The following is a 25340-nucleotide window of genomic DNA, read 5'->3' as shown; positions in this document are numbered from 1 at the left end:
AGAATTATTCATTTAAATCATAATCTCATTATTTTCTGATTTTAAATAAATTTAGAATCAATCAAATAATTTTTAGGGGTGATAAAATCACCCCTATTATATGAAAATAATCATTGAAATATTTCTTTATTTAAATATCTTGATACGTTCTTCTAATGGTTTAAATTCTTTTGGGCCAGGTTCCGCTGTTGGTTTTCCAAAAGGCATTTGTCCAATAAGTTTCCAATCATCAGATATTCCCCATTCTTTCTTTATGTCATTTTCAATAAGCTCATTATAATGTTGAAGCGATGCTCCAAATCCTTCAATTTCTAATGCAGTCCAAATAACAAACTGGTGCATTCCACTTGCTTGTTGTGACCAAATTGGGAAATTATCTTTATAAAGTGAAAATTGTTGTTGAAGAGATTCTATCACGCTATTATCTTCAAAAAATAAAACTGTACCGTAACCACTTCTAAATGAATTTATTTTTTCTTGAGTTGGCTCAAATTTATCTTCAGGAACAATCTTTCTTAAAGCATTCTCTGTGATATCCCATAATCTATCATGATGATCTCCTAACAATAGCACTACTCTTGCACTTTGTGAATTGAATGATGATGGTGTATGCTTTACAGCATGTTCTATAATTTCCTTGATTCTATCGTCAGAAACCACCTTTTCTTTACTAATTCCATAAAATGAACGTCTATCTGCTACAGCAGTAAAAAAATCTTTTGACATATAACAATTCCTCCTATCATATATAAATTTCTTTGAGTATTTATATTTATACTTTTTCTTTCTAAATAATTACTTATAGTAATTTAAAATTATATTTAACTATAACTAGTACATCTTTTATATAAAAACAGTGAAGCCTAATAAATTTACTTCAATATTTTTAATTAGTTACTTACATTTAGTAAGTAACTTTAAATTAATTATTACATACTTATAACACTTAGTCAATAGTATTTTAAATATAAATTCATAATTTTTTTAATTTTCAAACAATAAAAAAATATAAAGAATCTCTATTATAGTTAAGAAAATTCTTTATATTTTTTGAATCGTCTTAGTTAGTCCATTTTTCTGCCCATTTTTGGATCTCATCCATGGCACTTTGAAGATCACGACCTTTTTCTGTTAACTCATATTCTATGCGTACTGGAGTTTCCGGGTAAACTTTTCTAATAATTATTCCTTCCTTTTCCAACTCCTTAAATCGTTCTGTAAGCATACGAGCACTCATATTAGGGATCGCTTCTTCTATATCTGAAAATCGATTTTGTCCATTCAATAATGTTCTTATAATCAATCCAGTCCATCTTTTTCCTAGTAATTCAAAAGCATTTTCAAACCTTGGGCACATATGAAATTTTTCCATACTTAATCACCACCTGTTACTATTCTATCATAATCACTTAATTAAGATAAGCAACTTATGATATTATACTAAATATAATAATATTCATTAAATAAGTCAATATTCCGTAAAACTTATGTATTAACTTTGATCTTTATGGTAATATCTAATATTAATTAATTATTGAATCTAAAGGAGGATTTTATTATATGGTTAAACCTTTATTTTTAGCACACGGCTCTCCAATGATGGCCATTGAAGAAGATAATTATACTGAATTTCTAAATAACCTTGGAAAGAAATTAAATCCCAAAGCCATTGTTATCTTTACAGCACACTGGGATAGTGAGACACTAACTATATCGTCTTCTGATTCCACATACGAAACAGTATATGATTTTTATGGATTTCCAGACGAACTTTACAATGTAAAATATGAGGCGCAAGGTTCTAGTACCGTTGCAGCAAAAGTCGAAGAAAAGCTCTCACACGAAGGCATAAAAGTGAAAAAAGACTTAAATAGGGGTTTAGATCACGGAGCTTGGACTCTTTTAAAGCATCTTTATCCAGAAGCAAACATCCCCGTTGTTCAAGTTTCAATAGACTCTAAATTATCCATTGAAGAACAAATAAAAATAGGTAGCGCTCTAAAAACTTTAGGTGATGAAGATATCTTAGTTATCGGGAGCGGAAATACAGTTCATAATCTAAATTTAGTTGATTTTGAAGCTGTAAGCAGCGATTCTTGGGCTGAAGAATTTGATGACTGGTTAATTAACAGATTAAAAGAAAATGATTTTAATTCACTTTACAATTATAGAGATCAAGCTCCAAATGCTGATTTAGCTGTTCTAAGCCCTGAGCATTTTGTTCCGCTATTTATAGCATTAGGCAGCAGCTCTCTATTAATTCCTAGAGTTATTTTTCGAGAGTATGAATTAGGAAATTTAAGCCGCCTTTGCCTTGAATTTTAGTAATCTAATATTTTAGCAGGATATGATATACTCAATCCTGCTTTAGTAAAAAATTTAATAATATTTTTCCCTTACTTCTCTGGTAAATCCGTAATCAATAATCACTGGTCTACCATTAATTACACCCCAACTACTTTGTCTATTCAGATCGCTTAATAGTAAATTATAATTTTGAGAAATACTTTTTATCTGTTTTAAATTAAACATTTCTTTTTTACTTTTAACATTAAAACATCTCCATATTTCCGTAATATTATATACCTTATCTGCTTTCTCCATAATTAGGAAATCAAATTTTTTTGAAACATCTACAACCTTTGCAAATAAGTTAGAATTGTCGTAACGAGAAATATAATACTCTGTTTTATTTTGTGCAATTCCAGCTGCATTCTTTGCTATTTTTACTACATATCCATTTCCAAGATCAAATACTTCTCTGCAAGAACCAGAACCAATATATCTGCAATATCCTCGCTTTATATTAAATATAATTCGATTAGTATCCATTTAAACACCTGCTTTATGCTTATCTCTTTATATTCATTAGTAAAATTCTACATATTATATTATTCGCTCGATATGAAATTGGTTCGTTCTGCTTTTACAACTTAATTAATTCCAAATAAAAATGTAGCTGGGGAATTTTATTTTTCCTCAGCTACATTTATACTTTCTATTTATCAGGCTCAACATGCACCATCACTTGAGTTATATCTAGATCCTCTTTCAATTTATCTTCTATTTTTTCGGTAATGGAATGTCCCTCAACTAAAGACAACTCAGAACTAACACTAACTACCAAATCAAGTAAAATATTATTTCCATGAACTCGCGCTCTTATATTCTTAATTTGTTTAACCCCGGGAACTTGGCTAATAGATTTAGTTATACCATCAAGCTTCTCTCTACTAAAACCATCTGATAGATTATGAGTTGCTTCTCTAAATATATCCCATCCTGTCTTTAATATTAAAGCACTTACAACTACAGCTGCAAGAGGATCTATCCAAGGAAAACCAAACTGAGAAGCAACAATCCCTATTGTCGTACCAATACTTACCCATGCATCAGAAAGATTATCTTTTGCGGCAGCCATGAGTCCAGAACTTTTTATCTTAACAGCAATTCTCATATTATAACGATATACCATATAAATAGCAGCAGCACAAAAAATAGCAGCTGCTGCAGATACTAAATCAGGAGCCTTAGGGTTAAAAAAGATAACTGATTTAATTGCATTATAGAGCACATCAAGACCAACAGCTATCATAATTAACGATGCTATTAAAGATGCTATTGTTTCTGCTCTAAGATGACCATAAGGATGATCGTCATCCGCTGGCTTTCTCGATATTTTTAGCCCGATTAAAACTGCCACTGAAGCTATTATATCGGTAGTATTATTGATTCCGTCAGCTAATAATGCCTTGGATTGAGCAAAAAAACCTACTCCGAGTTTTAATAATGATAGTGTTATATAAGCTATAATACTCACCCTAGCTCCACGTTCTGCTATTTTTAAATTATTATAACTGTTTTCCATACTTTCCACCCCTGACTATACTATTTTCAATGCTATCTTAATAATTATCATTCTTAAATAAATTTATACAAAACATACTCTTAATTAAAGTAGTTTGCTTTAATGTACTCTACTATAAGGCAATTACAGAATATGATTTGCTATAAAAATGTATTTTACAATTAAAGATTGCATAAAGTTAATTTTCCAAATAACATAAGTATTATTCGTTATTATACCTACATATTATATGCCGCTGAATTTTATAGACATTATAAATACTTATATATGTGTAGATTAAACATAACAGCATTTAGCATTTGGTTAATAGAATCAGGTTAGCTAGTATAGACATAAATTAAATATTATTATTAAACAGAAATCAATTAAAATGTTCATTTTACAGATAAATTATTTCACTATGGAATTTTCTATATATTTATCAAGGTACCTTTCTAAGTCATCAATCTCTTCATTTTTAGGTAAACAGCTAATTAATGTTTTTAAAACTTCCTTCTCCTTTATATAGTTAAGAGAAAATGAAAAATTCAAATCAATTATCCAACTTAATTCATATATTTTTCTATCATTATAATTTTTTAGTGAATTATTACTAATTTTTTTATTTGAACGAATATCTTTAATAAAATCTGAATTGTAGCCTGATGTAACAGGTAAATTATCAAGCGCCGGATTAGGATGATTCTTTCTTTCTCTCTCATATCCCATAATGATTCTGAAAATATCAAGTTTATCGGCATCTCTAATCAATTTGCAAAACAATGATTCTTCCTTATTTAAATCCATTGGAAGATCTTTTTCATTATGAAGATTTACAGCTTTAATAATAATCTTTTTTCTACTATCATCTAAGTTTTTTAATGTTCCATTCTCTTCTAATATTTTAACACCTAAAGCAGCATGATTTTCTGAAAAAGCATCCCTAAATGTCTTATATTTTTTGAATTGTTCAAACCTTCCTATATCATGAAATAATCCTATTATCTCTGCTGTATCAACTTCTTCTTGGGGCAAATTTAAAGATTTTGCAATATTTACAGCATGCTCTGCGACTTTTAGCGTATGTATTTCCTTAAGTTCAATATTCTGATTTATTAAGCTATCTTCCCCATAAAACTTTTTTACATAAGAGCTAAACCAATCATAATATTCTTTAACTAATATATTTTCCATTTTTATCTCCTTACTATATCTAAATATATCTCTATTATACTCCTTTAGCATAAATTACTTAACTATAAAACTTCCTTCTATATGAGCATAGGTTTTAATTCACATTCATTATGAATCCTTAAAGAATAAAAATACCTTGACAATATTCATTTAATATTGCCAAGGCTTTATAATTTAGGATTTGATCATAAAAATTATATTTATTTTAAGTTTATATTTATTTTCCTTGTAAATACTCATCTATAGCTTTTGCTGCCTTTTTACCAGCACCCATGGCAAGTATTACTGTTGCTGCTCCTGTAACTGCATCCCCACCAGCATAAACTGCTTCTTTAGTAGTAAGACCTGTTTCTTCTTCAGCTACAATACATCTTCTCTTATTTATTTCTAATCCTTGAGTTGTTGATGAAATTAATGGATTTGGTGATGTTCCAAGTGACATTATTACAGTGTCTACATCCATAACAAATTCTGAACCAGGAACTTCAACTGGACTTCTTCTTCCTGATGCATCTGGTTCTCCAAGTTCCATTCTTACACATTTCATTCCTTTAACCCATCCATTTTCATCTACTAAGATTTCTGTTGGATTAGTTAATACATCAAAGATTACTCCTTCTTCCTTAGCATGATGTACTTCTTCTACTCTTGCTGGAAGTTCTGATTCACCTCTTCTATAAACGATATGGCTTTCAGATCCAAGTCTTAAGGCAGTTCTTGCTGCGTCCATAGCAACATTTCCTCCGCCTACTACTGCAACTTTTTTACCAGATCTAACTGGAGTGTCGTATCCTTCTACTGCTGCTTTCATTAAGTTTACTCTTGTTAAAAATTCATTTGCTGAGCATACTCCATTTGCATTTTCCCCTGGTATTCCCATGAATCTTGGAAGTCCTGCACCTGAACCTATGAATACAGCTTTGAATCCTTCGTCTTCAAACAATTGATCTATAGTTATAGTTCTGCCAACTATAACATTAGTTTCTATTTTAACACCAAGTTTCTTAATGTTTTCAACTTCATTTTTAACTACTTTTTCTTTTGGAAGTCTGAATTCTGGAATTCCATATTCCAAAACTCCACCTGCTTTATGAAGTGCTTCAAATATAGTTACTTCATATCCTTTTTTAGCCAAATCTCCAGCACAAGTAAGTCCTGCAGGTCCACTTCCTATAACTGCAACTTTAATTCCATTTTTAGGTTCTGTTGCACTTAAATCAACATTATGTGATGCTGCCCAGTCTGCTGTAAATCTTTCAAGTTTACCAATAGACACTGAGTCACCTTTTATTCCTAAAACACATCTTCCTTCACATTGTTTTTCTTGTGGACATACTCTTCCACAAACTGCTGGAAGTGAGCTGTATTTTGAAATTTCTTTTGCAGCTTCTTCAAATTTTTCATCTTTAACATAAGAAATGAATCCTGGTATATTGATTGATACTGGACATCCTTCTACACATTTAGGATTCTTACAGTTTAGACATCTAGAAGCTTCTTTAGTTGCTTCTTCTTCGTTATATCCGATACAAACTTCTTCAAAGTTTGCTGCTCTAACCTTTGGATCTTGTTCTCTTACTGGTATTCTAACTAATCTCTCATTCATGTCCATTATTTATCACCTCTGCAACCACAGCCACCGTGACTATGAGTATTTCCTTCTTCAACTTCTAACTGTGCTTTTCCTTCTTCTGTTTTATACATAGCTTGTCTTCTCATTGATTCATCGTAATTTACCAAATGTCCATCAAATTCTGGTCCATCAACACAAGCAAACTTAACTTCTCCTCCAACAGTAACTCTACAAGCACCACACATACCTGTACCATCAACCATTATTGGATTTAAGCTTACTGTTGTTGGAATTCCTAATTCCTTAGTTAGCATAGAAGTAAATTTCATCATTATCATTGGTCCAATAATAATTGCATGATCATATTTCTTACCTTGATTATTAACTAATTCTTTAAGCATATCTGATCCAGTTCCCTTAAATTCATATGAACCATCATCAGTTGTTACATAAAGATTTCCAGCAGCATTCTTTAATTTTTCTTCATATATTAACAAATCTTTGTTTCTGCTTCCTAAAATAACATCTACAGCTATTCCATGTTCATGCATCCATTTTACTTGTGGGTAAACTGGTGCTGCACCAACTCCACCTGCCACAAAGATGAAATTCTTTTTCTTTAATTCTTCTATATCCTCATGTATAAATTCACTTGGTACACCTAATGGTCCAACAAAGTCAGCTACATGATCCCCTTCATTAAAAGCAGCTAACTGTTTTGTTCCTTTTCCTACAGTTTGAAAAACTATAGTTACTGTTCCTTTTTCCTGATCATAATCTGCTATAGTTAACGGAATTCTTTCACCTTTTTCATCATTTTTTATGATAATAAATTGTCCAGGCTTTGCAGATTTTGCTACTCTTGGAGCTTCTATATCCATTGAGAATATATTATTTGTTAGCTCCTTTTTGTTCACTATTTTATACATTTACGTTCCTCCTAATTTAACCAAGTAAACTTGATTCAGGTGATTTTTTCTATTCATCTGAATCTTAGTATAATTTTTGTTCTTGCGAGAATATACTTTATCTATAAGTACTATTTATATCTTTATTGCTAATTGCAAATTCTATATAGATTAAGATTTAGATACGAGTTCTTTGTCTGGAGATACTAATATCTTAACATGTTTCTTCTTTTCTGGACCTGTTAATGCTCCGAAACCTTCTTCAACTATATCATCTAAATGTATTTTCTTTGTTACATATCCTTCTGCTTTTATTCTTCCATCTTTCATTTGAGCCATAGTTGCTGGGAATTCATGTCTGTATGCTAATGTTCCAATGATTTTCTTCTCAGTAAATACTAATACATTAGGATTAAATTTAACATCATTTTCCCATATGCTAGTTACAACTAAAGTTCCTTCAAACTTTAAGCTATCTATACCTGTATCAAAACCTATTTGAGCTCCTGTAGTTTCAAATGCCACGTCAACTCCTAATCCGTTAGTAAGCTTCTTAACTTCCTCTGCTATATTTACTTCATTAGGATCTAATACTACATCTGCCCCTGCTCTTTTAGCATAATCTTGTCTTATAGATTTTCTTTGTAATACTATTATTAATTTTGCACCAGCTGCTTTTAAGCACTCAATAGTTGCTAGTCCTATTGGACCAGATCCTAGTACTAAAGCAGTATCCCCTGTTCTAAAATTACCAATTCTAATTGAATGTAATGCTACTGCCATTGGCTCAACTAAAGCAGCTTGTTCGTAAGACATTTCATCTGGAATCTTATGTACAAATTCTTCTGGGAAAACTGTATATTCAGCAAGTCCTCCACCACTTCCGCAAAGTCCATGGAAACCTAATGATGAACATAAATTATATTTTCCTTCTAAACATGCTGGACATTTTCCACATGCAACTATAGGTTCAACTATTACTCTATCTCCTGGTTTAAAATTCTTTACATTAGGACCAACTTCAACGACATCTCCTGAAAATTCATGTCCTAAAACTACTGGAGCTGTTGTACCACTTAATGGGTGAGGTTGTCCTACTGGTATAAATATAGGTCCTCCTAAATATTCATGTAAATCTGATCCACATATTCCACACCATTTTACTTTAATCTTTACACCATTAACTGTAACTTTAGGTTCTTCAATTTCCTCTACTCTAACGTCTTTCTTTGCATACCATAATGCTGCTTTCATCTTAAAACTCCTCCTTGGATAAATTGTTAATTAATTCACATATATTTTATTGAGCAATTTCTGTGCCAAGTTATGATTAAGATTATATTTTTTTGCGTTATTTAGGTTGTTTGCTTGATATAATTTTATTTTATCTATTATTTATAATACAATTTTATATAAAAACCATTTAACTATAAAAGAAAAATGTATCAAAACGATACATTTTCCTTTCTCATTTTGATACACAGATTTTTCTTTTCTCATTTTGATACATCTATATGATATTTTTTTATCTTTCTATATAAAGTTGCTCTTCCTATACTTAACAATTTAGCTGTTAGTTGAAGATTTCCATCACATTTTTTTATAGCATCCCTTATAGCGTTCTCTTCTAATACATCAAGAGGAACTATTTTAATGTCCTCTTGGTCCATAGGTTCATCATGCAAAGTTTGTGTCATATTATTATAATCTAAATTATTTATATCTATATTCATTATTTCATCTTCGCTTAAGTAATAATCTCGCTCAACAACATTCTTAAGTTCTCTTATATTTCCGTCCCAATCATATTTCTTTAACTTATCAATATATTCCTTACTTACAGTTATAATCTTATTTTTGTTTTTTATGTTTAATCTTTGAACAAAATCATTTACAAGTACATCTATATCATCTTTTCGCTCTCTTAATGGAATAGTCTTTATCTCCATTACACTTAACCTATAATATAGATCCTCTCTAAAATTTTTCTTTCTTATCTCATTTTTCAATATTCTATTAGTGGCACCAATAACTCTAACATTTAGCTGCTTCTCATAAGTCCCACCAACTCTAACTATCTTTCCATTATCTAAAACCCTAAGAAGCTTACTTTGAATATCTAATGGCAGCTCACCAATTTCATCAAGGAAAATTGTCCCCCCATCTGCTAATTCAAACTTACCTGGATGTCCTTCTTTTGATGCTCCAGTAAAAGCCCCCTTTTCATATCCAAATAATTCACTTTCAACTAATTCGCTAGGTATTGATGCACAATTTACAGCGACAAACGGACCTCTAGCCCTATCGCTATAATTGTGTATTGACTGAGAAATCAACTCTTTACCAGTACCGCTTTCTCCCTGTATTAGTATATTGCAATCGCTTTTTGAAGCTTTTTTAGCGAAGGCTATCATATTGGCCATCTCTTTGCTTGTTGTTATAATGTCTTTAAATTCATATTGTGCTTTATATCCCACAAACTTATTTACTAGTTTATGTACAATCTTAACTTCTGTAAAAGTTATTACCATACCACTACTTTTACCATTTTTATTTAATGGTAATACGTTTATAACACATTTTATTATGTCATTATTTATAGAAAAATCCCATTCTATATTATTTAAAGATTTATTTTTTTCTTGCAATAATTTTTGAAAATCTACGCCATTTAGTACTTCATTAATATTCATATTCATTGCTTCTTCTAGTGATATATTTAGAATTTTCAAAGCTCGTCCGTTTATTCTTTTAACTTTCATATACTCATTAATAACTATCATGCCTTCTGATATGGAATCAAATGTCACATTAAGTAACTTATACGAAATAGCAAGTGCCATTTGCTTCTGTATTGATTGTGCCGCAGCAGTTACAATTCCTAACGTATGAGAATGTGCATTATAATAATTTCCAGACATGTTTATACATCCAATTAAATTATCATCTTCATCATAAATAGGAGATGCAGAACAAGTCCAAGAGTGTTGATTTACCCCATAATGTTCTGCTCCTATAGTCTGCACCGGTTTCCCAAGATATAATGCCGTCCCTATAGCATTAGTTCCAACTACATTTTCAGACCATAATTCACCCTTGAGGAAGTTTAATTCCTCAATTCTCTTCATTATATCGTTATCGCCTATTACGTCTATTATATATCCATCTTTATCCGTTAAAAATAATGCAAATCCTGATCCTCTAACCATGCTATAAATACTTTCCATAATAGGTCTAGCTACAGATATAAGTTCATTATTTTTATTAATTAATTCATTTATATTAGAATGTTTAACATGACCCTTACCATCATAGGGATCAACACCATAGTTCATGCATCTTATCCATGAATCACCAATTTCACTTCTAACCTTAGGATTGACATTTCCTGTAGAAATAAAGTCTTCCCAAGCTTTATTAATAAAATCCACATAATTCTCCATATATTTCTCCTATGCTTACACAAAGATAAATTTATCATTTATTATATCTTATATAATAAACTTATTAAATATATATGTCGAATTTAATAATATTTAAATTTGATGTTAATTTTTGAATAATACAACTACATCGCTCTCAAATTACTTTAAAATTTGAAAATCATTTAGCATCCATCCATAATTCTAATCCAAAATAACGCTTATGTTCATCATCAATAAATTTTAAAGGTCCATTATAAAGTATTGTTCCTGCATATTTTCCCTTCGTTATAACAATAAAATTTTTCAGATTATGGTCTGATGATCCTAAATTAAATTGAAATTCCCTAAGTTCTTTTTGAATAGTTTTGGTATCCAATTTCATCATCCCAAGTTCCGTAATTTCCTCATTTGATAACTTTTTATCGTTATCCATATCTCCGATTTTAATTAAAGCTGCCGCTAACTCTGTTCTAATTTCACTAGCATCAACTATTTTGCCATCAGATCCAAAATGATTTATTTGAAGATTCTCATTTGATGTCCTTTCCGTCTCAATAATATTCACCGCTTCACTAATCATACTGATATCAGTTTTAAAGTCATCAACTGCGAGGCTACTACTATTTGTACATTCAATAGAATTATAGAACCTTACTATACTTGTTAAAAAAATAATTAACAATAACAGGAGAAAAAGCATTTTTATTAGATTAATTTTTCTTATAACTATGCTATCTATATTAGACCTATAATTATAAGACAGTAAATTTCTAGTATACATTCTTTCACCTATCCTTTAAAATCTATTTATTTACATTATTAAGTGTAATACCCGATTATTAATTAAAACTTGTTTCCGTGTAAAAAGCATGTTAAAAATCCTCATGTTTTTACTGATTTTATATAGATAATTCAACTAATACCTTAACTTATTAGATGAATGTATTTACAAATTTACTAAAACTTTAAGTTCATATCTTCACTAGAAATCATAAATATATTTGTAACCACAAGGGTCATAATATGAAGAAAACATTTGAAAATGAGCTGTTAAAGGTTCTTAGCTGTAGGTTGTCCCAATTTAGCTTGTGAAGTGAGAGTCCAAAATTTTATTTTGGGTTCTCGAACTTCCTCAGCGAATGTAATGAGTCGAGCTTCCCTAGGAAAGTTGGAGCATGCTAAAGTGGATACAACCTGCTGCTTAGAACCTTCAGCGATATTTTCATAGCTTTTCGGAATCAAAATATTTATGATTTCGGTGAGGTATACTTAAACTATGAAATATATCCCAACTAAAAATAATAAGGCTTTGAAATGTAATTCAATAACATTTCAAAGCCTTATTTTAAAATAGATATTATTCACTAATCTATTCTTATTAATTTAACTATTTTTTGTTTATGTACTTTATATTCTATTTATCTGATTTTTTATTCTTTTTTACCTTATCCTTGTTATGTTCCTTATGGTTCAACTTATTATCATCACTATCTATCTTAATTTTTACCTCTTCGATTTGAGAAGCCTCTACTTTATCATTAGTATCTATATCTTCTTTGCGTAATTTTATTTTATCACTATCCTTAACTTTTAAAGTACCACACTTAGCATCCTTTTTAGCTTTTGCATCTTCACTATCTATTATTTCTATCACTGAATCCTCAAGTATACGGGTTTGGCATGCCAATCTATAGCCGCCATCAATTTTTTCTTTTCCTAAAATTTTTAATTCTTCTTTAGTTGGTTCAGAAAGTTTTCCCTCTATAACTTTAATGGCACACTTACCACATTTTCCTTTTCCTTCACATGAATCATTAATTTTTACCCTAGCATTTTTAGCAGCTTTTAAAACCTTTTTCTCATCTTTAACTTCTACTTCACTTATAAACTTAACCCTTACTGACATTCTTTCCCTCTCCTTTGAATCTTACATTGATAATTTTAAATCGACAGTTGTAACTTTAGTAAATCTACCCTCTAAAAATTCTATGATTGTTTAGATCTACAACTTCCCAATTAAAACTTAAATGAAAAATTACTACTCTAAATACTTATCTTTACTAAAATTATATACTTTAAATCATGATACTATACAAAACCTACTGGGTTCTATACTTCAATAGCACAATATTACTATTTTTCACTTTTAACTTTTACTCCATATCTTTCAACACTAATGATGACATAACTAACAAAAGAAGGTACTTATTTTAAATAGTATATAAATTACAAGATATATAACAAATAGAGTCACCTTTTGTTGGTAACTCCATATTATATAATCTATATTTTCGATCTATATTTAAATCATTACCATCTACTTCCTCCAACTCTAACACTCCAGTTCCTCATTTTCTTTGCAGTTTGGTCACTTTGATAAGCCTTAATCTCATTTTCAGCTTTCTTTCTTCTTTTAATTATATCCTTAACTGTTTTTTGAGTTAGTTCTTTTGGAGTCATATTATCCCACCATCCTTTTTATTTTTGAAATTAAATTTCATCATTACATAAAGTCAATGGTAAATATATTAAGTTTGTACACATTAATTTCTTTGTATAGTATTAAAATCACATTATTTATTCTATAAAACGCTGTACTTAAAATTTATTTATCTTTTACTGTAATTATACATCACATTTCTAATTTTTCACCATAATCCCGTATAAATTATATTTAATATAAGCATTAAATTAGTAAATTGCTTTAAATACAACCTTTCTAAATCTATTTATTTCTATCATACAACAAAATTGTTAAATTTCTGCACGTAAAACTTTAAAAGAACGTTAAAAATATTCTATTGATCACTATATTAAACTAACATTATTTTATTATTCATAAAAGTAACAAAACATTAACATACCTTTAATGGTATCTTAGCTTTTTATAAATATACTATATCTATAAAGAATTTAATCATTCTTTGCTTCCTCAATTAAGAATAACCTTGTGGAAGTTTTCTAATATTAATATTTAATAAAGGAGATGTAAATATAATGAATACTTTAAATATCTGTATTGATATTGACGGAACGATAACCAATGCTTATGACTGGCTAGATATGGCAAATAAATATTTTGATAAGAATATAACCGAAGATCAGGTGACAAAATATGAAATTCATGAAGTTATGGGTATAAAAAGGCAGGAATATGATGATTTCTATAATAAAAATAAGTTCAAACTCCACTCAGATCAAAAACTAAGAGATAGTGCTAAACTTGTTATAACTGCATTACATCAATTTCATAATATATATTTTGTGACAGCTAGGGATTTAGCGCTAAAAACACTGACTCATCTATTTTTAAGAAACAATGAAATACCTTATGATAACTTATTTGTTTTAGGTAGCCACTACAAGGTTGACAAAGCACGCGAATTAGATTGTAATGTTTTTATTGAAGATAACTACAATAATGCAATTCAGTTATCAGAGGCAGGGTTCAACGTTCTTCTTATGGATACAAATTATAACAGGAAACCTTTAAATGATAAAATAACTAGAGTTACTAACTGGAATGAAATATTCTTAATTATAACAGAACTATCTTCACAAATTAAAGCTGTTTAAAACAATTTATTTTCTATTGCCACATAAAGTTTATTCTAATTAACTTCTACTATTAAGTAACAGACTCCAATGATGATTTAACCTTTTTATCCTCTCACCATAGTACACTCATTTCTTCCAAATAATTAGAGATTTTTTTCTCTATATTATCTCCTATATAATAGCTTATAATCCCATCTTAATTTTAAAATGCCTATATTCTTAAAATCTTTAGTACTAGATTACAAAAAACAAAAGCTTCTCCTTAAAAGAATTAGGATAAGCTTCCTCAACTTTCCCAAGTACTGATTTCATTGTGACTTTTAACTAATTTCCTCTGCTATATTTTAATAAAACTCATCATTAAATAAAATATACAGCTTATCAGAAATATGTATACTTTTCCTCAGTTTTCAAATAATAAATGGGATAAATAAATTATGATTTTCTATAAAAATAGAAGAGGAGGATTAGCCTAATGCAAAAAGTCACAAAAACAATGGACGGAAACCAAGCCGCAGCATACGCTTCCTATAATTTTACTGAAGTAGCTGCAATATATCCTATAACTCCTTCTACACCTATGGCCGAGGGGGTTGATGAATGGTCTGCTCACGGAAAGAAAAATATGTTTAATCAACCAGTTAAGGTCGCTGAAATGCAATCTGAAGCTGGTGCAGCTGGTGCAGTACATGGATCACTTCAAGCCGGTGCACTGACTACTACATATACAGCATCACAAGGATTGCTGCTTATGATACCAAATATGTATAAGATGGCTGGGGAACTTTTGCCTGCAGTGTTTCATGTAACTGCTCGTGCAATTGCAACTCACGCACTATCAATTTTCGGAGATCACCAAGATGTTATGGCAACTAGGCAAACTGGATTTGCTATGCTTGCATCAAGCAGTGTTCAAGAGGTAATGGATTTAGCCTGCATTGCCCATTTAAGTGCAATTAAAGGAAGAGTTCCATTTACTCATTTCTTTGATGGCTTTAGAACATCACACGAATACCAAAAAATTGAGGTTCCTGATTTTGGCGAAGTTACAAAACTCGTAGATAAAGCTGCATTAAAAGCCTTTAGAGATAGAGCCTTAAATCCAGAACATCCAGTTGCTAGAGGTACAGCTCAAAATCCTGATATATACTTCCAAGGAAGAGAAGCTCAAAATCCTTTCTTTAATGCAATTCCTGATATAGTAGAAGATTATATGAAGGAATTAAAAAACATCACTGGAAGAGAATATCACCCATTTGATTACTATGGAGATCCTGAAGCTGAAAGAGTTATAGTAGCCATAGGTTCAGTGTGTGACACTATAAGTGAAGTTGTAGACTACTTAAGAGAAAAAGGCGAAAAAGTAGGTATGATAAAGGTTCATTTATACAGACCTTTCTGTGATAAGTACTTCTTTAACGTTTTACCTAAGTCTGTTAAGAAAATAGCAGTATTAGACAGAACAAAAGAACCTGGAGCACCTGCTGAACCGTTATACTTAGACGTTACTAAGCTTTTCTATAATAAAGATAATAAACCAATGATTGTTGGTGGAAGATATGGTTTGGCATCTAAAGATACAAGACCATCACAAATTATTTCTGTTTTTGGTAATTTGAACTCAGATAATCCAAAAGATAACTTTACTATAGGAATAGTTGATGATATAACTAATACTTCTTTAGCTGAAGGCGAAATAATTGATACTACACCACAAGGCACTATAAGCTGCAAATTCTGGGGATTGGGATCTGATGGTACAGTTGGAGCAAATAAGAGTGCTATTAAAATCATAGGAGATAATACTGACTTATATGCTCAAGCATATTTTTCTTATGATAGTAAAAAATCTGGTGGTACTACTGTATCACACTTAAGATTCGGAAAGAGCCCTATAAAATCTCCTTATTTAGTTTATAATGCAGATTATGTTGCGTGTCATAATAAGTCCTTCATTTATAATTTTGATGTATTAAAGGGCTTAAAGAAAAATGGAATTTTTGTACTTAACTGTCCATGGGATAAGGATGAAATTAAAGATAAATTACCAGCACCATATAAGAGATATATAGCAAAAAATAATATTAAATTTTACACTATAGATGCAATTGCTATAGCTGGTGAAATAGGTCTTGGAAATAGAATAAATATGATAATGCAATCTGCATTCTTTAAACTAGCAAATGTTATTCCTGTAGAAGATGCAGTTAAATATTTAAAGGACTCAATTTCACACTTGTACGGTAAAAAAGGTGATAAAATAGTTAAAATGAATCATGATGCTGTTGATAGAGGAATAGATTCATTAAACGAAATTACTATTCCTGAATCTTGGGCCAATGTTGAAGATAGTGATAAACCTACTAAAGACGAACCAGACTTTGTTAAAAACATTCAACGTCCTCTAGCAAGACATGAAGGTGATGAATTGCCTACAAGTGCATTTGTAGGTATGGAAGATGGTACTTTCCCTCTTGGAACTACAGCCTATGAAAAACGTGGTATAGCTGTTAATGTGCCTGAATGGCAAACAGATAAGTGTATACAATGTGGCCAATGTGCATTCATATGTCCTCATGCAACTATTCGTCAATTCTTAGTTGATGAAAATGAAAAGGAAAATGCTCCAAAAGACTTCATTACAAAGAAAGCTGCCGGAAAAGGTCTAGAAAATTACGGATACAGAATACAAGTTGCTCCACTCGACTGTACAGGATGTGGCAACTGTGCCGATGTATGTCCAGCACCTGGTAAAGCACTTATAATGAAACCATCTGAGGAACAAATATTAGAGCAGGCTGAAAACTGGGAATACGCAATGAGACTTACTCCTAAGGAAGATTTAATTGATAGAAATACTCTAAAGGGTAGCCAATTAGTTAGACCTCTTCTAGAATTTAATGGTGCTTGTCCTGGATGCGGAGAAACTCCATATATAAGACTTTTAACACAGCTTTTCGGAGAAAGAATGATAATTGCAAATGCAACAGGATGTTCATCTATCTGGGGTGCAAGTTCTCCTTCCATTGCTTATACCACTAATGCTGAAGGAAGAGGTCCTGCATGGGCAAATTCATTATTTGAAGACAATGCTGAATTTGGATATGGTATTTTCCTTGGCGTTAAACAAATTAGAGAAAAACTTGCAGATTTGATGAATGAAGGTTTAGAATCACCAGACTTTAACGATGATGTTAAAGATGCATTCCGTGAATGGCTTAACAACTTTAACGATGGGGAAGGTTCAAAATCAGCTTCTGCCAGAGTTTTAGAAGTACTAGGCGGAGATGAAATAGGAAATGGGCTTACAAAAGAAATCTTAGAAAGAAAAGATTATCTTGTTAAGAAATCTCACTGGATAATTGGAGGAGACGGCTGGGCTTACGACATTGGTTATGGTGGAGTTGACCAAGTGCTTGCTATGGGTGATGATGTAAACATATTTGTAATGGATACTGAAATCTATTCTAACACTGGAGGTCAGGCTTCAAAATCAACTCAAACTGCTCAAGTTGCTAAATTTGCTGCTGCGGGTAAAAAGACTAGAAAGAAAGATTTAGGACTTATGGCTATGAGTTATGGCTACGTGTATGTTGCTCAAATAGCTATGGGCGCTAACATGAATCATGCGCTTAAAGTAATCGCTGAAGCCGAAAAATATCCAGGACCATCAATTATTATCGCTTATGCGCCATGTATAAGCCATGGTATAAAAGTTGGTATGGGAAACAGTATAAAAGAAGAAAAGAAAGCTGTTGAATCTGGATATTGGCATCTATATAGATATAACCCATTATTAAAAGATGAAGGTAAAAATCCATTCTTACTTGAATCTAAAGAACCTTCTGCTCCATATAAAGACTTCTTACATGGAGAAATACGTTACTCATCATTAATGAACGTATTCCCAGAGGTAGCCGATAAATTATTTGATGAAGCAGAAAAGAATGCAAAAGAAAGATATGAAACTTATAAGCGCTTAGCAGATATGCAATATTAATAAGAAAAGTTCCAAATAAAATACATGTAAATAGTAACCAAAATAAAAAATCCCCGATTTTCCGGGGATTTTTCTATAGATAATTTGAAAATCAAAAGTTTTATATTACACTAGAAATAAGAAGCATGTTTTGTGAAGTGTTTCATTGGAATTTTGATGGTTATGATTCTTGATTAGAAGTTGTTCCAAATATGCTAGTTCAAACTCGCTTTTGATGCTAGCATTTTGGGCACAACTTCTAATCTTAGAATCATCCATAAAAATTCCTTAGAAACCGCAATAAAACATGTTTCTTATTTCGTGATGGATATATACTTACTTTTGATTTGTATCTACATATTCTTTTGCATTTCTAACTTGTACTTCGCTAGGAATGTTCACATTAGATACAGGTTGCGCGTCTTCCATATTAGCCCATGCTGCTGCATCATGCTTTTCTATTGGCATTGCAACAAATTTTTCTTTAAATTTATTTGTCATGTGTAAACCTCCTTTTAATATCCAAAATTATTCTAATAAATTTAGATCAGTAATAGTATTTACTTAAAAACGAAAAGTATAACTAGAGTTAATTTGCAACATGGTAATTATTTAATTACATATCGGTTTAAACTCTAAATAAATTTGAAATGGAATCTTCATAAATAATGCAAGTTTTGATACTAGACTTTATTATTATATAAAAGAAAATTCTCTTAATTATCCTCATATTTTTTTATTTTAATATTTCCATATTTGTTTTCGGAAGTCTTATAAATAGATTTCTTACACTATATTCAATACATTTTTTCTCCATGCTGACTTCATTTTTTTCTTTTAGATCTAGATTTATTCTATAACTTCTGCTAATAATATTAAATGTACCAAGTAAATCAAAAAATCCATACCCTATTTCTCTATTGGGGTATCTATATGTTGAGTTGCTTCTATCGGCACCCAAAATTAAATATGCTATAACTTTCGCTGAAAACATGGTTTTGTCATTTCCATTAACAATTCCCCACTGCAACAAAAGTGCACAAGCTCCAGAAATTATCGCAGCAGCCACCGAGCTACCAGAAACAGTTGTAGTTCCTCCTCCTACTTTTGTAGTTAGTACATCTATCCCTAAAGTGGCTAAATCAGGTTTATTTACATCCACATTAACATTAGGACCTTTTCCAGACGCTGCGACCAACGCATTATCATTTCCATAATAAGCTATTGTAGCTACTCTCCTGGCTGTAGATGGTATTGTTAACGTAGTAAATGGGTCTGCTTGAAGAAATCTTGTATTCTCTGGTAGTGTTTTTTGTGGCGGCAGCCAAATGTGATATCTTCCTTCAGTTATATAATCTCCTCGTAGCTGCAATGTCCATATTCCAGCCTTTATACTATCAAAATTTATGGATATTGCTTCATGACCTGTAAAGTATTCCGGCACATAATATCTCACAGTCATTCGAGTCCTAAAAAATACAAAATTAACATTTTGTATTTCATTGGCTTTCGCTTTAATGAATTTAGATGATTCTCCATTAGGTGAAATTACATTTATAGATGCCCTATTGGGTTTTATTACCCAAATTGTAAAAGAAAAATATTTCATTTCCTTTGATATTCTTAATTCGATAGAAACTATATCTCCTGTTTGCTTTATAATTCCAGAAGCATGACCTTCCGAAGCTCCTTCATTCCCAACACCTGCAACTGTAATTAACCCTCTAAGCCTTCCCAGAGATGATATATACCTTGAAATTAAGTTATTACCATCATGACTACCTTCTGTTGTTCCAACTCCAATATATATGACCATTGGCCTATTAAGGCTTACCGAAGTATTTTTTAAATAATCTACTGCTGCTAAAATCTCCGAATCATTATATACTGGTGTATAAGGAATACCATTTGCTATGAGCTCTTCCCTGAATTCCATGGACTCATAAAGCTTTACAATCACAAACTCACATCCAGAAGCTATCCCTTGAACATCGGCATTATACCCCCTTGCACCAATGATACCGGCCATTTGAGTTCCATGCCCAACTTCATCTCTTGAAGGTACAATTAGATATGGATCCTGTTTATTTCTATAAGCTTTGACTGCATTAGTAATTTCTTCATTATTAAAGGTTTTTCCTATGTAAACTGAGGTATCATCAGAATCAGGAATCGTTTGATCCCAAAGACTTATTATTCTTGAAGTATCATCTTCCCTTATAAATTCTTCATTTAAATAATCTATTCCAGTATCAACCATGCCTATAAGTACACCTCTACCATTCAAGTCCAAGTAAGGATTAATTTTAATTGCATTTATATTATCTACACTTGACGGAGATATATCTTGTAATACATATTTACTTCTAGGATCTATGTAAAGAATCGATGGTACATCCTTAGCCAATCTAACTAAATCTTCTGGTGAAGCAGATATAACCGCAATAGTATCAGTAATTGCATCTCCACACGCATACGATACTTTGTCTATTTGACCTCTAAAATCTCCTCTATATTGAACCAAATAATTAGGCAGTCCTCCATAATATAAACTACACTTCTTAAAACTAGGCACAGCAAACTCCTTAGTATTACTTATATTTAATAGTATTTAGCTAAAGTACAAATTATTCATTATGAAAATATAAATATGATTAAATAAACTTACCATATTTATAAAAATACAACCCATACCGATATTCATAAATATTGGTATGGGTCATAAATTTATTAAAAGTATATATGTTAATTATCTAGGATTACCGTCATCTCTAAATAAAAACTTTACATCAAGCATTTTATGAATTCTACTTAATCCAAGCACCATTAGATCCTAATCTATACCCACCAATAGTGGTATTGTATGCCATAGCTCCATTACTATATAAGTAATAATACTTTCCAGACGCATCCTTAATCCATCCTGTTTGCATTCTTCCTTCTGAATCCATATAGTACCAATTACCATTAACTAATTGCCAGCCTGATTTTTTTGCTCCGTCGCTACCCAAATAATACCATGTACCTCCATAGTTTAACCAACCTGTGGCCATGTTTCCATCTGATTGTAAGTAGTAATTACTTATCCAATTATTCTTTACTGGGTTACCCATCGAATCGTTGTATTGCCATATTCCATTAACCTGTACCCATTGATTTGTTTTAACATTCTTAGTTGGCAATGGTGTATCACTGCTAGCTGTAGATGGTATTGTTAACGTAGTAAATGGATCTGCTTGAAGAAACCTCGTGTTTTCTGGCAATGTTTTTTGTGGTGGGAGCCATATATGATATCTACCATCTGTTATATAATCACCTCTCAACTGGAACGTCCATATTCCTGCTTTTATGCTATCAAAGCTAATTGATATAGCTTCGTGGCCTGTGAAATATTCAGGAACAAAATACTTTACAGTCATTTGAGTTTTAAAAAATACAAAATTAACATTCTGTATTTCATTTGCCTTCGCTTTAATAAATTTTGATGATTCTCCATTAGGCGAAACCACATTTATAGATGCCCTATTAGGTTTTATCACCCAGATTGTGAAAGAAAAATATTTCATCTCTCTAGGTATTCTCAATTCAATAGAAACCACATCTCCAGTTTGTTTTATGATTCCAGAAGTATGACCTTCTGACGCTCCTTCATTTCCAACACCAGTAACTGTGACAATACCTCTAAGTTTTCCAATAGAAGTTAAATACCTTGAAAGTAGATTATTACCATCATGACTACCTTCAGTTGTACCTACCCCAAGATATATAACCATAGGTCTATTCAATCTTACTGCAACACTTTGCAAATAATATATTGCTGCTAAAACTTCTGAATCGTTATATACTGGTGTATAAGGAATACCATTTGCCTGAAGCTCGTTTCTAAAATTAATAGATTCAAAAAGCTTAACAATTACAAATTCACATCCTGATGCAACGCCTTGAACATCAGCATTATAACCTCTTGCGCCAATAATACCAGCCATCTGTGTTCCATGTCCAACTTCATCCTTTGATGGGACAATTAGATATGGATCTTGATTATTTCTATGAGCTTTGATTGCATTAGTAATTTCTTCATTGCTAAATGTTCTTCCAATATAAACTGATGTGTCGGTAGAATCTGGTACTGTTTGATCCCATAGACTTACTATTCTCGAAGTATCATCCTCTCTTATAAATTCTTCATTTAAGTATTCTATTCCGCTGTCAACCATGCCTATAAGCACGCCTCTTCCATTTAAGTCTAAGTATGGATTAATTTTGATTGCATTGATATTATCTACACTTGATGGCGAGACCTCTTGTAGTACATATTTACTTCTAGGATTTATATAAAGAATTGATGGAACATCCTTTATTAAACGGTTTATATCTTCTGGTGCTATAGAAATCACTGCAATTGTATCAGTAATTTTGTCGCCACAAGCATATGATATATTATCAATTTGTCCCTGAAAATCTCCCCTATATTGCACTAAATAATTAGGAAATCCTGCATAATATAAATTACATTTTTTAAAACTAGGCACATTAAACTCCTTAGTATTGCTATATCTAATAATATTTCCATAAAATATAATTTATTCATTAGTACACATTAATAAAACACAAGAGAATGCATACAAACATATACTAATTAAATTTATTTCACTTTCACAAATAAAGTAAAAGGGAGAATTTATAATATATACTTGATTAATTAATGCTTATATTTGCATAATAATACACATTGACTTATACATATATTGACTCGAATATTTAAAAATGATATGTTTATATATAAGATATTAATAATTACAAAATGATATATGTAACGCTTAATCACTTTGAACGGGAGAACCATTTTTTGGGGTGAATCTTATTACACGATAATAAGTAGGGTTAATTTTCTTCAATCCGAATCCGTCAGCTAATCTCGTAAGCGTAGAAGAGAAGTTTGGGTATGCTTTGATATTTTTATGTATGCCTATAAATATTATTGCTTTACAAGCTATAGAGACTTCTCTATAGCTTATTATTTTTTTATAATTATAAACTTAGGACAAACTTTTGAGGCTGGAAAAATATCTTATGGTTAAGAAACTTTTCCTAACTTCAAATAATACATTATGATAAAAGGAGGAAGCAATTTAATGAGAGCTAGTAGATGTGAATTAAATAATACTTTTTACGCAAAAATAGATCGGACTAAAATATTAGTAGATTTGCCTAACAAGAGAATAAAAATAATTGACTTTAATACTATATCAACGCAAAACTTAAAAAGAATAATTCACTTTGCATCAAAACAACATTTAAGTAAAATTCTTTGTAATTGTGACACAAAATCCTTTGAAACTTTTATTAATGCTGGATTCAATTCCGAAGGGAAGATTAGTGGATATTTTAAAGGTAACGATGCTTTTTGTATGTCATATTTTATTAACAGCGATAGAAAAGTTTGCAGCAATTTTGCGAGAAAAGAACTCTTAATAAAAGAATGTCAGAATGTTAGAAACACATATGCGCATCAAAAAAACAATTTAGGATACCTTATTCGAAACGCAAATAAAAATGATATAAAAGAAATGATAGATTTGTTTTCCACCGTTTTTTTAACTTATCAATCACCTATTTATGATGAAGAATATTTAAAACAAACAATGAATGATAAAGTTCTATACAAAGTTGCCGTATATAATGGAAAAATAATCAGCATAGCCTCAGCAGATATGAATAAAGAAAATTTAAATGCTGAAATAACTGACTGTGCTACTCATCCATCTTATAGAGGAATAGGCATATTATCAAACATCATTTATTCTTTAGAATCAGACTTAAAGGCTAAGGGTTTTCTCTGTTTATATAGTTTATCTAGATCAATAAATCCTAGCATTAACTTTGTTCTAAGTAAACATAATTATAATTTTGCTGGCAGACTAGTAAACAATTGTAATATATGCGGTACCTTTGAAGACATGAACCTTTGGGTAAAAAACATAAATAGTACAAGCTTTTAAATTAATTTTATTATAGTAAAAAATATTATTTATTTGCATGAAGCAAATAAACAATATTTTTTAATCCCCTCTTTTATTATGCTATTTTGCATATTCATTCAAAATATTATAAGCATATTCTATAATCTCATCACAAGTTACACCCTTCTTCTTAAGCTCAATACACTCAAGAGTACCATATTTCTCTTTAACCTTATTTATAATTTCTTTAGTTAATACTCTTGAATTATTTTTTTCTTCACTGCTATTTCTTCCTTTTAATGCACCTACTGCCATTAAAGTTCCAGTGATTGCTCCACATGTACTTCCAATAGTCATACCTCCGCCAAAAGGACTTGCTATTGCAATTGGAATCTCAGATCCTGTATCTTCATTAAATGCTTTAAGTATAGATTCTGCACAATTATAACCTTCTTTATGAAATTCGATAACTTTATTCATGTTATATCCCCTCAATCTAGTAAAATAATTTTTGTTTGCAAACTGGAAATACTAAAACCTACTGTTATGTAATTTATTTTCTTTTGTTTCCTATATATGAGCCCATTCCACCTGCAACATTTATAACCTTGAAACCCTGATTTCTTAGATTGCTGCACGCTCTTGCACTTCTTCCCCCAGATTGGCACATTATATAATATTCTTTGCTTTTATTTAAGTATTTTTCTGGTTCGTCTAAAAGCTCTCCCATAGGAATATTTTGGGCACTTTTTATACTTCCACCTTTATACTCATATTCTTCTCTTATATCAATCAATTCAACTTTTCCTATTAAATCATCAATTTCATTTACATTAATAACTCTTCCATCATCTTTTTTTAAAAATTCAAACACTATAACTTCCTCCTAAAAT

21 protein-coding genes and 1 riboswitch are annotated in these 25340 nt (G+C 30.8%); of the genes, 4 read left to right on the top strand and 17 right to left on the bottom strand.

Annotated elements, in window-relative coordinates:
* Positions 1 to 126: 126 nt before the first annotated feature.
* Positions 127 to 726 (bottom strand): nitroreductase family protein, encoded by a 600-nt coding sequence (locus tag ACJDTP_RS05225; RefSeq protein ID WP_078115061.1) that lies wholly within the window; start codon positions 724 to 726, stop codon positions 127 to 129.
* Positions 727 to 1060: 334 nt separating this feature from the next.
* Entirely contained in the window at positions 1061 to 1372 is a 312-nt protein-coding gene (locus ACJDTP_RS05220; RefSeq protein ID WP_078115060.1) for a winged helix-turn-helix transcriptional regulator, read from the bottom strand.
* 188 nt (positions 1373 to 1560) lie between these two features.
* Here ACJDTP_RS05220 and ACJDTP_RS05215 point away from each other — a divergent pair, with 188 nt between their 5' ends.
* Positions 1561 to 2325 carry a DODA-type extradiol aromatic ring-opening family dioxygenase gene (locus ACJDTP_RS05215; protein ID WP_103699354.1) on the top strand — a complete coding sequence of 255 codons (765 nt, stop codon included), beginning with the start codon at positions 1561 to 1563 and terminating at the stop codon, positions 2323 to 2325.
* A 54-nt stretch (positions 2326 to 2379) separates the two neighbouring features.
* On the opposite strand, the gene ACJDTP_RS05210 is transcribed toward ACJDTP_RS05215, so the two are convergent.
* The 10 genes from ACJDTP_RS05210 to ACJDTP_RS05165 form a co-directional block, all read right to left on the bottom strand.
* Entirely contained in the window at positions 2380 to 2832 is a 453-nt protein-coding gene (locus tag ACJDTP_RS05210) for a hypothetical protein (protein ID WP_078115058.1), read from the bottom strand.
* Between the two features lie 166 nt (positions 2833 to 2998).
* The gene (locus tag ACJDTP_RS05205) at positions 2999 to 3868 is read right to left on the bottom strand and encodes a cation diffusion facilitator family transporter (protein ID WP_103699353.1); all 870 of its coding nucleotides are present in this window, start codon (positions 3866 to 3868) and stop codon (positions 2999 to 3001) included.
* 390 nt (positions 3869 to 4258) lie between these two features.
* Positions 4259 to 5041, bottom strand: a complete 783-nt coding sequence (locus tag ACJDTP_RS05200) for an HD domain-containing protein (protein WP_103699352.1) — start codon at positions 5039 to 5041, stop codon at positions 4259 to 4261.
* A 217-nt stretch (positions 5042 to 5258) separates the two neighbouring features.
* Positions 5259 to 6653 carry an NADPH-dependent glutamate synthase gene (gltA, locus tag ACJDTP_RS05195; protein ID WP_338481374.1) on the bottom strand — a complete coding sequence of 465 codons (1395 nt, stop codon included), beginning with the start codon at positions 6651 to 6653 and terminating at the stop codon, positions 5259 to 5261.
* Positions 6653 to 7543, bottom strand: a complete 891-nt coding sequence (locus tag ACJDTP_RS05190) for a sulfide/dihydroorotate dehydrogenase-like FAD/NAD-binding protein (protein WP_061114804.1) — start codon at positions 7541 to 7543, stop codon at positions 6653 to 6655. The genes gltA and ACJDTP_RS05190 overlap by 1 nt, the downstream gene beginning before the upstream one ends.
* A gap of 150 nt (positions 7544 to 7693) precedes the next feature.
* Positions 7694 to 8776, bottom strand: coding sequence for a 2,3-butanediol dehydrogenase (locus ACJDTP_RS05185; protein WP_077841041.1), 1083 nt, complete (start codon positions 8774 to 8776; stop codon positions 7694 to 7696).
* Between the two features lie 242 nt (positions 8777 to 9018).
* The gene (locus ACJDTP_RS05180) at positions 9019 to 10965 is read right to left on the bottom strand and encodes a sigma-54-dependent Fis family transcriptional regulator (RefSeq protein WP_103698907.1); all 1947 of its coding nucleotides are present in this window, start codon (positions 10963 to 10965) and stop codon (positions 9019 to 9021) included.
* Positions 10966 to 11125: 160 nt separating this feature from the next.
* Positions 11126 to 11728, bottom strand: a complete 603-nt coding sequence (locus ACJDTP_RS05175; protein ID WP_103698906.1) for a hypothetical protein — start codon at positions 11726 to 11728, stop codon at positions 11126 to 11128.
* 633 nt (positions 11729 to 12361) lie between these two features.
* Complete coding sequence (locus ACJDTP_RS05170) at positions 12362 to 12853, bottom strand: 2Fe-2S iron-sulfur cluster-binding protein (protein WP_406760672.1); 492 nt, start codon at positions 12851 to 12853, stop codon at positions 12362 to 12364.
* 404 nt (positions 12854 to 13257) lie between these two features.
* Positions 13258 to 13407, bottom strand: a complete 150-nt coding sequence (locus ACJDTP_RS05165) for a hypothetical protein (RefSeq protein ID WP_171770944.1) — start codon at positions 13405 to 13407, stop codon at positions 13258 to 13260.
* Between the two features lie 537 nt (positions 13408 to 13944).
* Here ACJDTP_RS05165 and ACJDTP_RS05160 point away from each other — a divergent pair.
* Together ACJDTP_RS05160 and nifJ are read left to right on the top strand one after the other, a co-directional pair.
* Positions 13945 to 14523, top strand: a complete 579-nt coding sequence (locus tag ACJDTP_RS05160; RefSeq protein WP_406760671.1) for a 5' nucleotidase, NT5C type — start codon at positions 13945 to 13947, stop codon at positions 14521 to 14523.
* A 457-nt stretch (positions 14524 to 14980) separates the two neighbouring features.
* Positions 14981 to 18505 (top strand): pyruvate:ferredoxin (flavodoxin) oxidoreductase, encoded by a 3525-nt coding sequence (gene nifJ / locus ACJDTP_RS05155; RefSeq protein WP_406760670.1) that lies wholly within the window; start codon positions 14981 to 14983, stop codon positions 18503 to 18505.
* A 315-nt stretch (positions 18506 to 18820) separates the two neighbouring features.
* On the opposite strand, the gene ACJDTP_RS05150 is transcribed toward nifJ, so the two are convergent.
* The 3 genes from ACJDTP_RS05150 to ACJDTP_RS05140 all read right to left on the bottom strand — a co-directional run bounded on the left by ACJDTP_RS05150 (position 18821) and on the right by ACJDTP_RS05140 (position 23016).
* The gene (locus ACJDTP_RS05150; protein WP_077840327.1) at positions 18821 to 18985 is read right to left on the bottom strand and encodes a CDIF630_02480 family spore surface protein; all 165 of its coding nucleotides are present in this window, start codon (positions 18983 to 18985) and stop codon (positions 18821 to 18823) included.
* 235 nt (positions 18986 to 19220) lie between these two features.
* On the bottom strand, positions 19221 to 21059 hold the full coding sequence (locus ACJDTP_RS05145) for a S8 family peptidase (protein ID WP_406760669.1): 1839 nt from the start codon (positions 21057 to 21059) through the stop codon (positions 19221 to 19223).
* A 232-nt stretch (positions 21060 to 21291) separates the two neighbouring features.
* The gene (locus ACJDTP_RS05140; protein ID WP_406760668.1) at positions 21292 to 23016 is read right to left on the bottom strand and encodes a S8 family peptidase; all 1725 of its coding nucleotides are present in this window, start codon (positions 23014 to 23016) and stop codon (positions 21292 to 21294) included.
* A gap of 275 nt (positions 23017 to 23291) precedes the next feature.
* Positions 23292 to 23426, top strand: a riboswitch (cyclic di-AMP (ydaO/yuaA leader).
* 193 nt (positions 23427 to 23619) lie between these two features.
* Here ACJDTP_RS05140 and ablB point away from each other — a divergent pair.
* On the top strand, positions 23620 to 24486 hold the full coding sequence (gene ablB / locus ACJDTP_RS05135) for a putative beta-lysine N-acetyltransferase (protein ID WP_078115046.1): 867 nt from the start codon (positions 23620 to 23622) through the stop codon (positions 24484 to 24486).
* 81 nt (positions 24487 to 24567) lie between these two features.
* On the opposite strand, the gene ACJDTP_RS05130 is transcribed toward ablB, so the two are convergent.
* Entirely contained in the window at positions 24568 to 24927 is a 360-nt protein-coding gene (locus ACJDTP_RS05130) for a C-GCAxxG-C-C family protein (RefSeq protein ID WP_078115045.1), read from the bottom strand.
* 73 nt (positions 24928 to 25000) lie between these two features.
* Entirely contained in the window at positions 25001 to 25321 is a 321-nt protein-coding gene (locus tag ACJDTP_RS05125) for a rhodanese-like domain-containing protein (protein ID WP_173707365.1), read from the bottom strand.
* Between the last annotated feature and the right edge of the window lie 19 nt (positions 25322 to 25340).

It is taken from the genome of Candidatus Clostridium helianthi (assembly GCF_045310795.1).
Taxonomy (GTDB): Bacteria; Bacillota; Clostridia; order Clostridiales; family Clostridiaceae; genus Clostridium; species Clostridium helianthi.
The sequence above is the reverse complement of the archived record's forward strand: the minus strand, read 5'-3'. Positions and strand labels throughout refer to the sequence as shown.

Coding starts and splice junctions, on each gene's coding strand:
- ACJDTP_RS05210 (WP_078115058.1), bottom strand. CDS start 2,832: ATGGATACTAATCGAATTATATTTAATATAAAGCGAGGATATTGCAGA.
- ACJDTP_RS05150 (WP_077840327.1), bottom strand. CDS start 18,985: ATGACAAATAAATTTAAAGAAAAATTTGTTGCAATGCCAATAGAAAAG.
- ACJDTP_RS05160 (WP_406760671.1), top strand. CDS start 13,945: ATGAATACTTTAAATATCTGTATTGATATTGACGGAACGATAACCAAT.
- ACJDTP_RS05200 (WP_103699352.1), bottom strand. CDS start 5,041: ATGGAAAATATATTAGTTAAAGAATATTATGATTGGTTTAGCTCTTAT.
- ACJDTP_RS05205 (WP_103699353.1), bottom strand. CDS start 3,868: ATGGAAAACAGTTATAATAATTTAAAAATAGCAGAACGTGGAGCTAGG.
- ACJDTP_RS05165 (WP_171770944.1), bottom strand. CDS start 13,407: ATGACTCCAAAAGAACTAACTCAAAAAACAGTTAAGGATATAATTAAA.
- ACJDTP_RS05170 (WP_406760672.1), bottom strand. CDS start 12,853: ATGTCAGTAAGGGTTAAGTTTATAAGTGAAGTAGAAGTTAAAGATGAG.
- nifJ (WP_406760670.1), top strand. CDS start 14,981: ATGCAAAAAGTCACAAAAACAATGGACGGAAACCAAGCCGCAGCATAC.
- ACJDTP_RS05220 (WP_078115060.1), bottom strand. CDS start 1,372: ATGGAAAAATTTCATATGTGCCCAAGGTTTGAAAATGCTTTTGAATTA.
- ACJDTP_RS05225 (WP_078115061.1), bottom strand. CDS start 726: ATGTCAAAAGATTTTTTTACTGCTGTAGCAGATAGACGTTCATTTTAT.
- ACJDTP_RS05190 (WP_061114804.1), bottom strand. CDS start 7,543: ATGTATAAAATAGTGAACAAAAAGGAGCTAACAAATAATATATTCTCA.
- ACJDTP_RS05175 (WP_103698906.1), bottom strand. CDS start 11,728: ATGTATACTAGAAATTTACTGTCTTATAATTATAGGTCTAATATAGAT.
- ACJDTP_RS05180 (WP_103698907.1), bottom strand. CDS start 10,965: ATGGAGAATTATGTGGATTTTATTAATAAAGCTTGGGAAGACTTTATT.
- ACJDTP_RS05185 (WP_077841041.1), bottom strand. CDS start 8,776: ATGAAAGCAGCATTATGGTATGCAAAGAAAGACGTTAGAGTAGAGGAA.
- ACJDTP_RS05215 (WP_103699354.1), top strand. CDS start 1,561: ATGGTTAAACCTTTATTTTTAGCACACGGCTCTCCAATGATGGCCATT.
- gltA (WP_338481374.1), bottom strand. CDS start 6,653: ATGGACATGAATGAGAGATTAGTTAGAATACCAGTAAGAGAACAAGAT.
- ablB (WP_078115046.1), top strand. CDS start 23,620: ATGAGAGCTAGTAGATGTGAATTAAATAATACTTTTTACGCAAAAATA.
- ACJDTP_RS05130 (WP_078115045.1), bottom strand. CDS start 24,927: ATGAATAAAGTTATCGAATTTCATAAAGAAGGTTATAATTGTGCAGAA.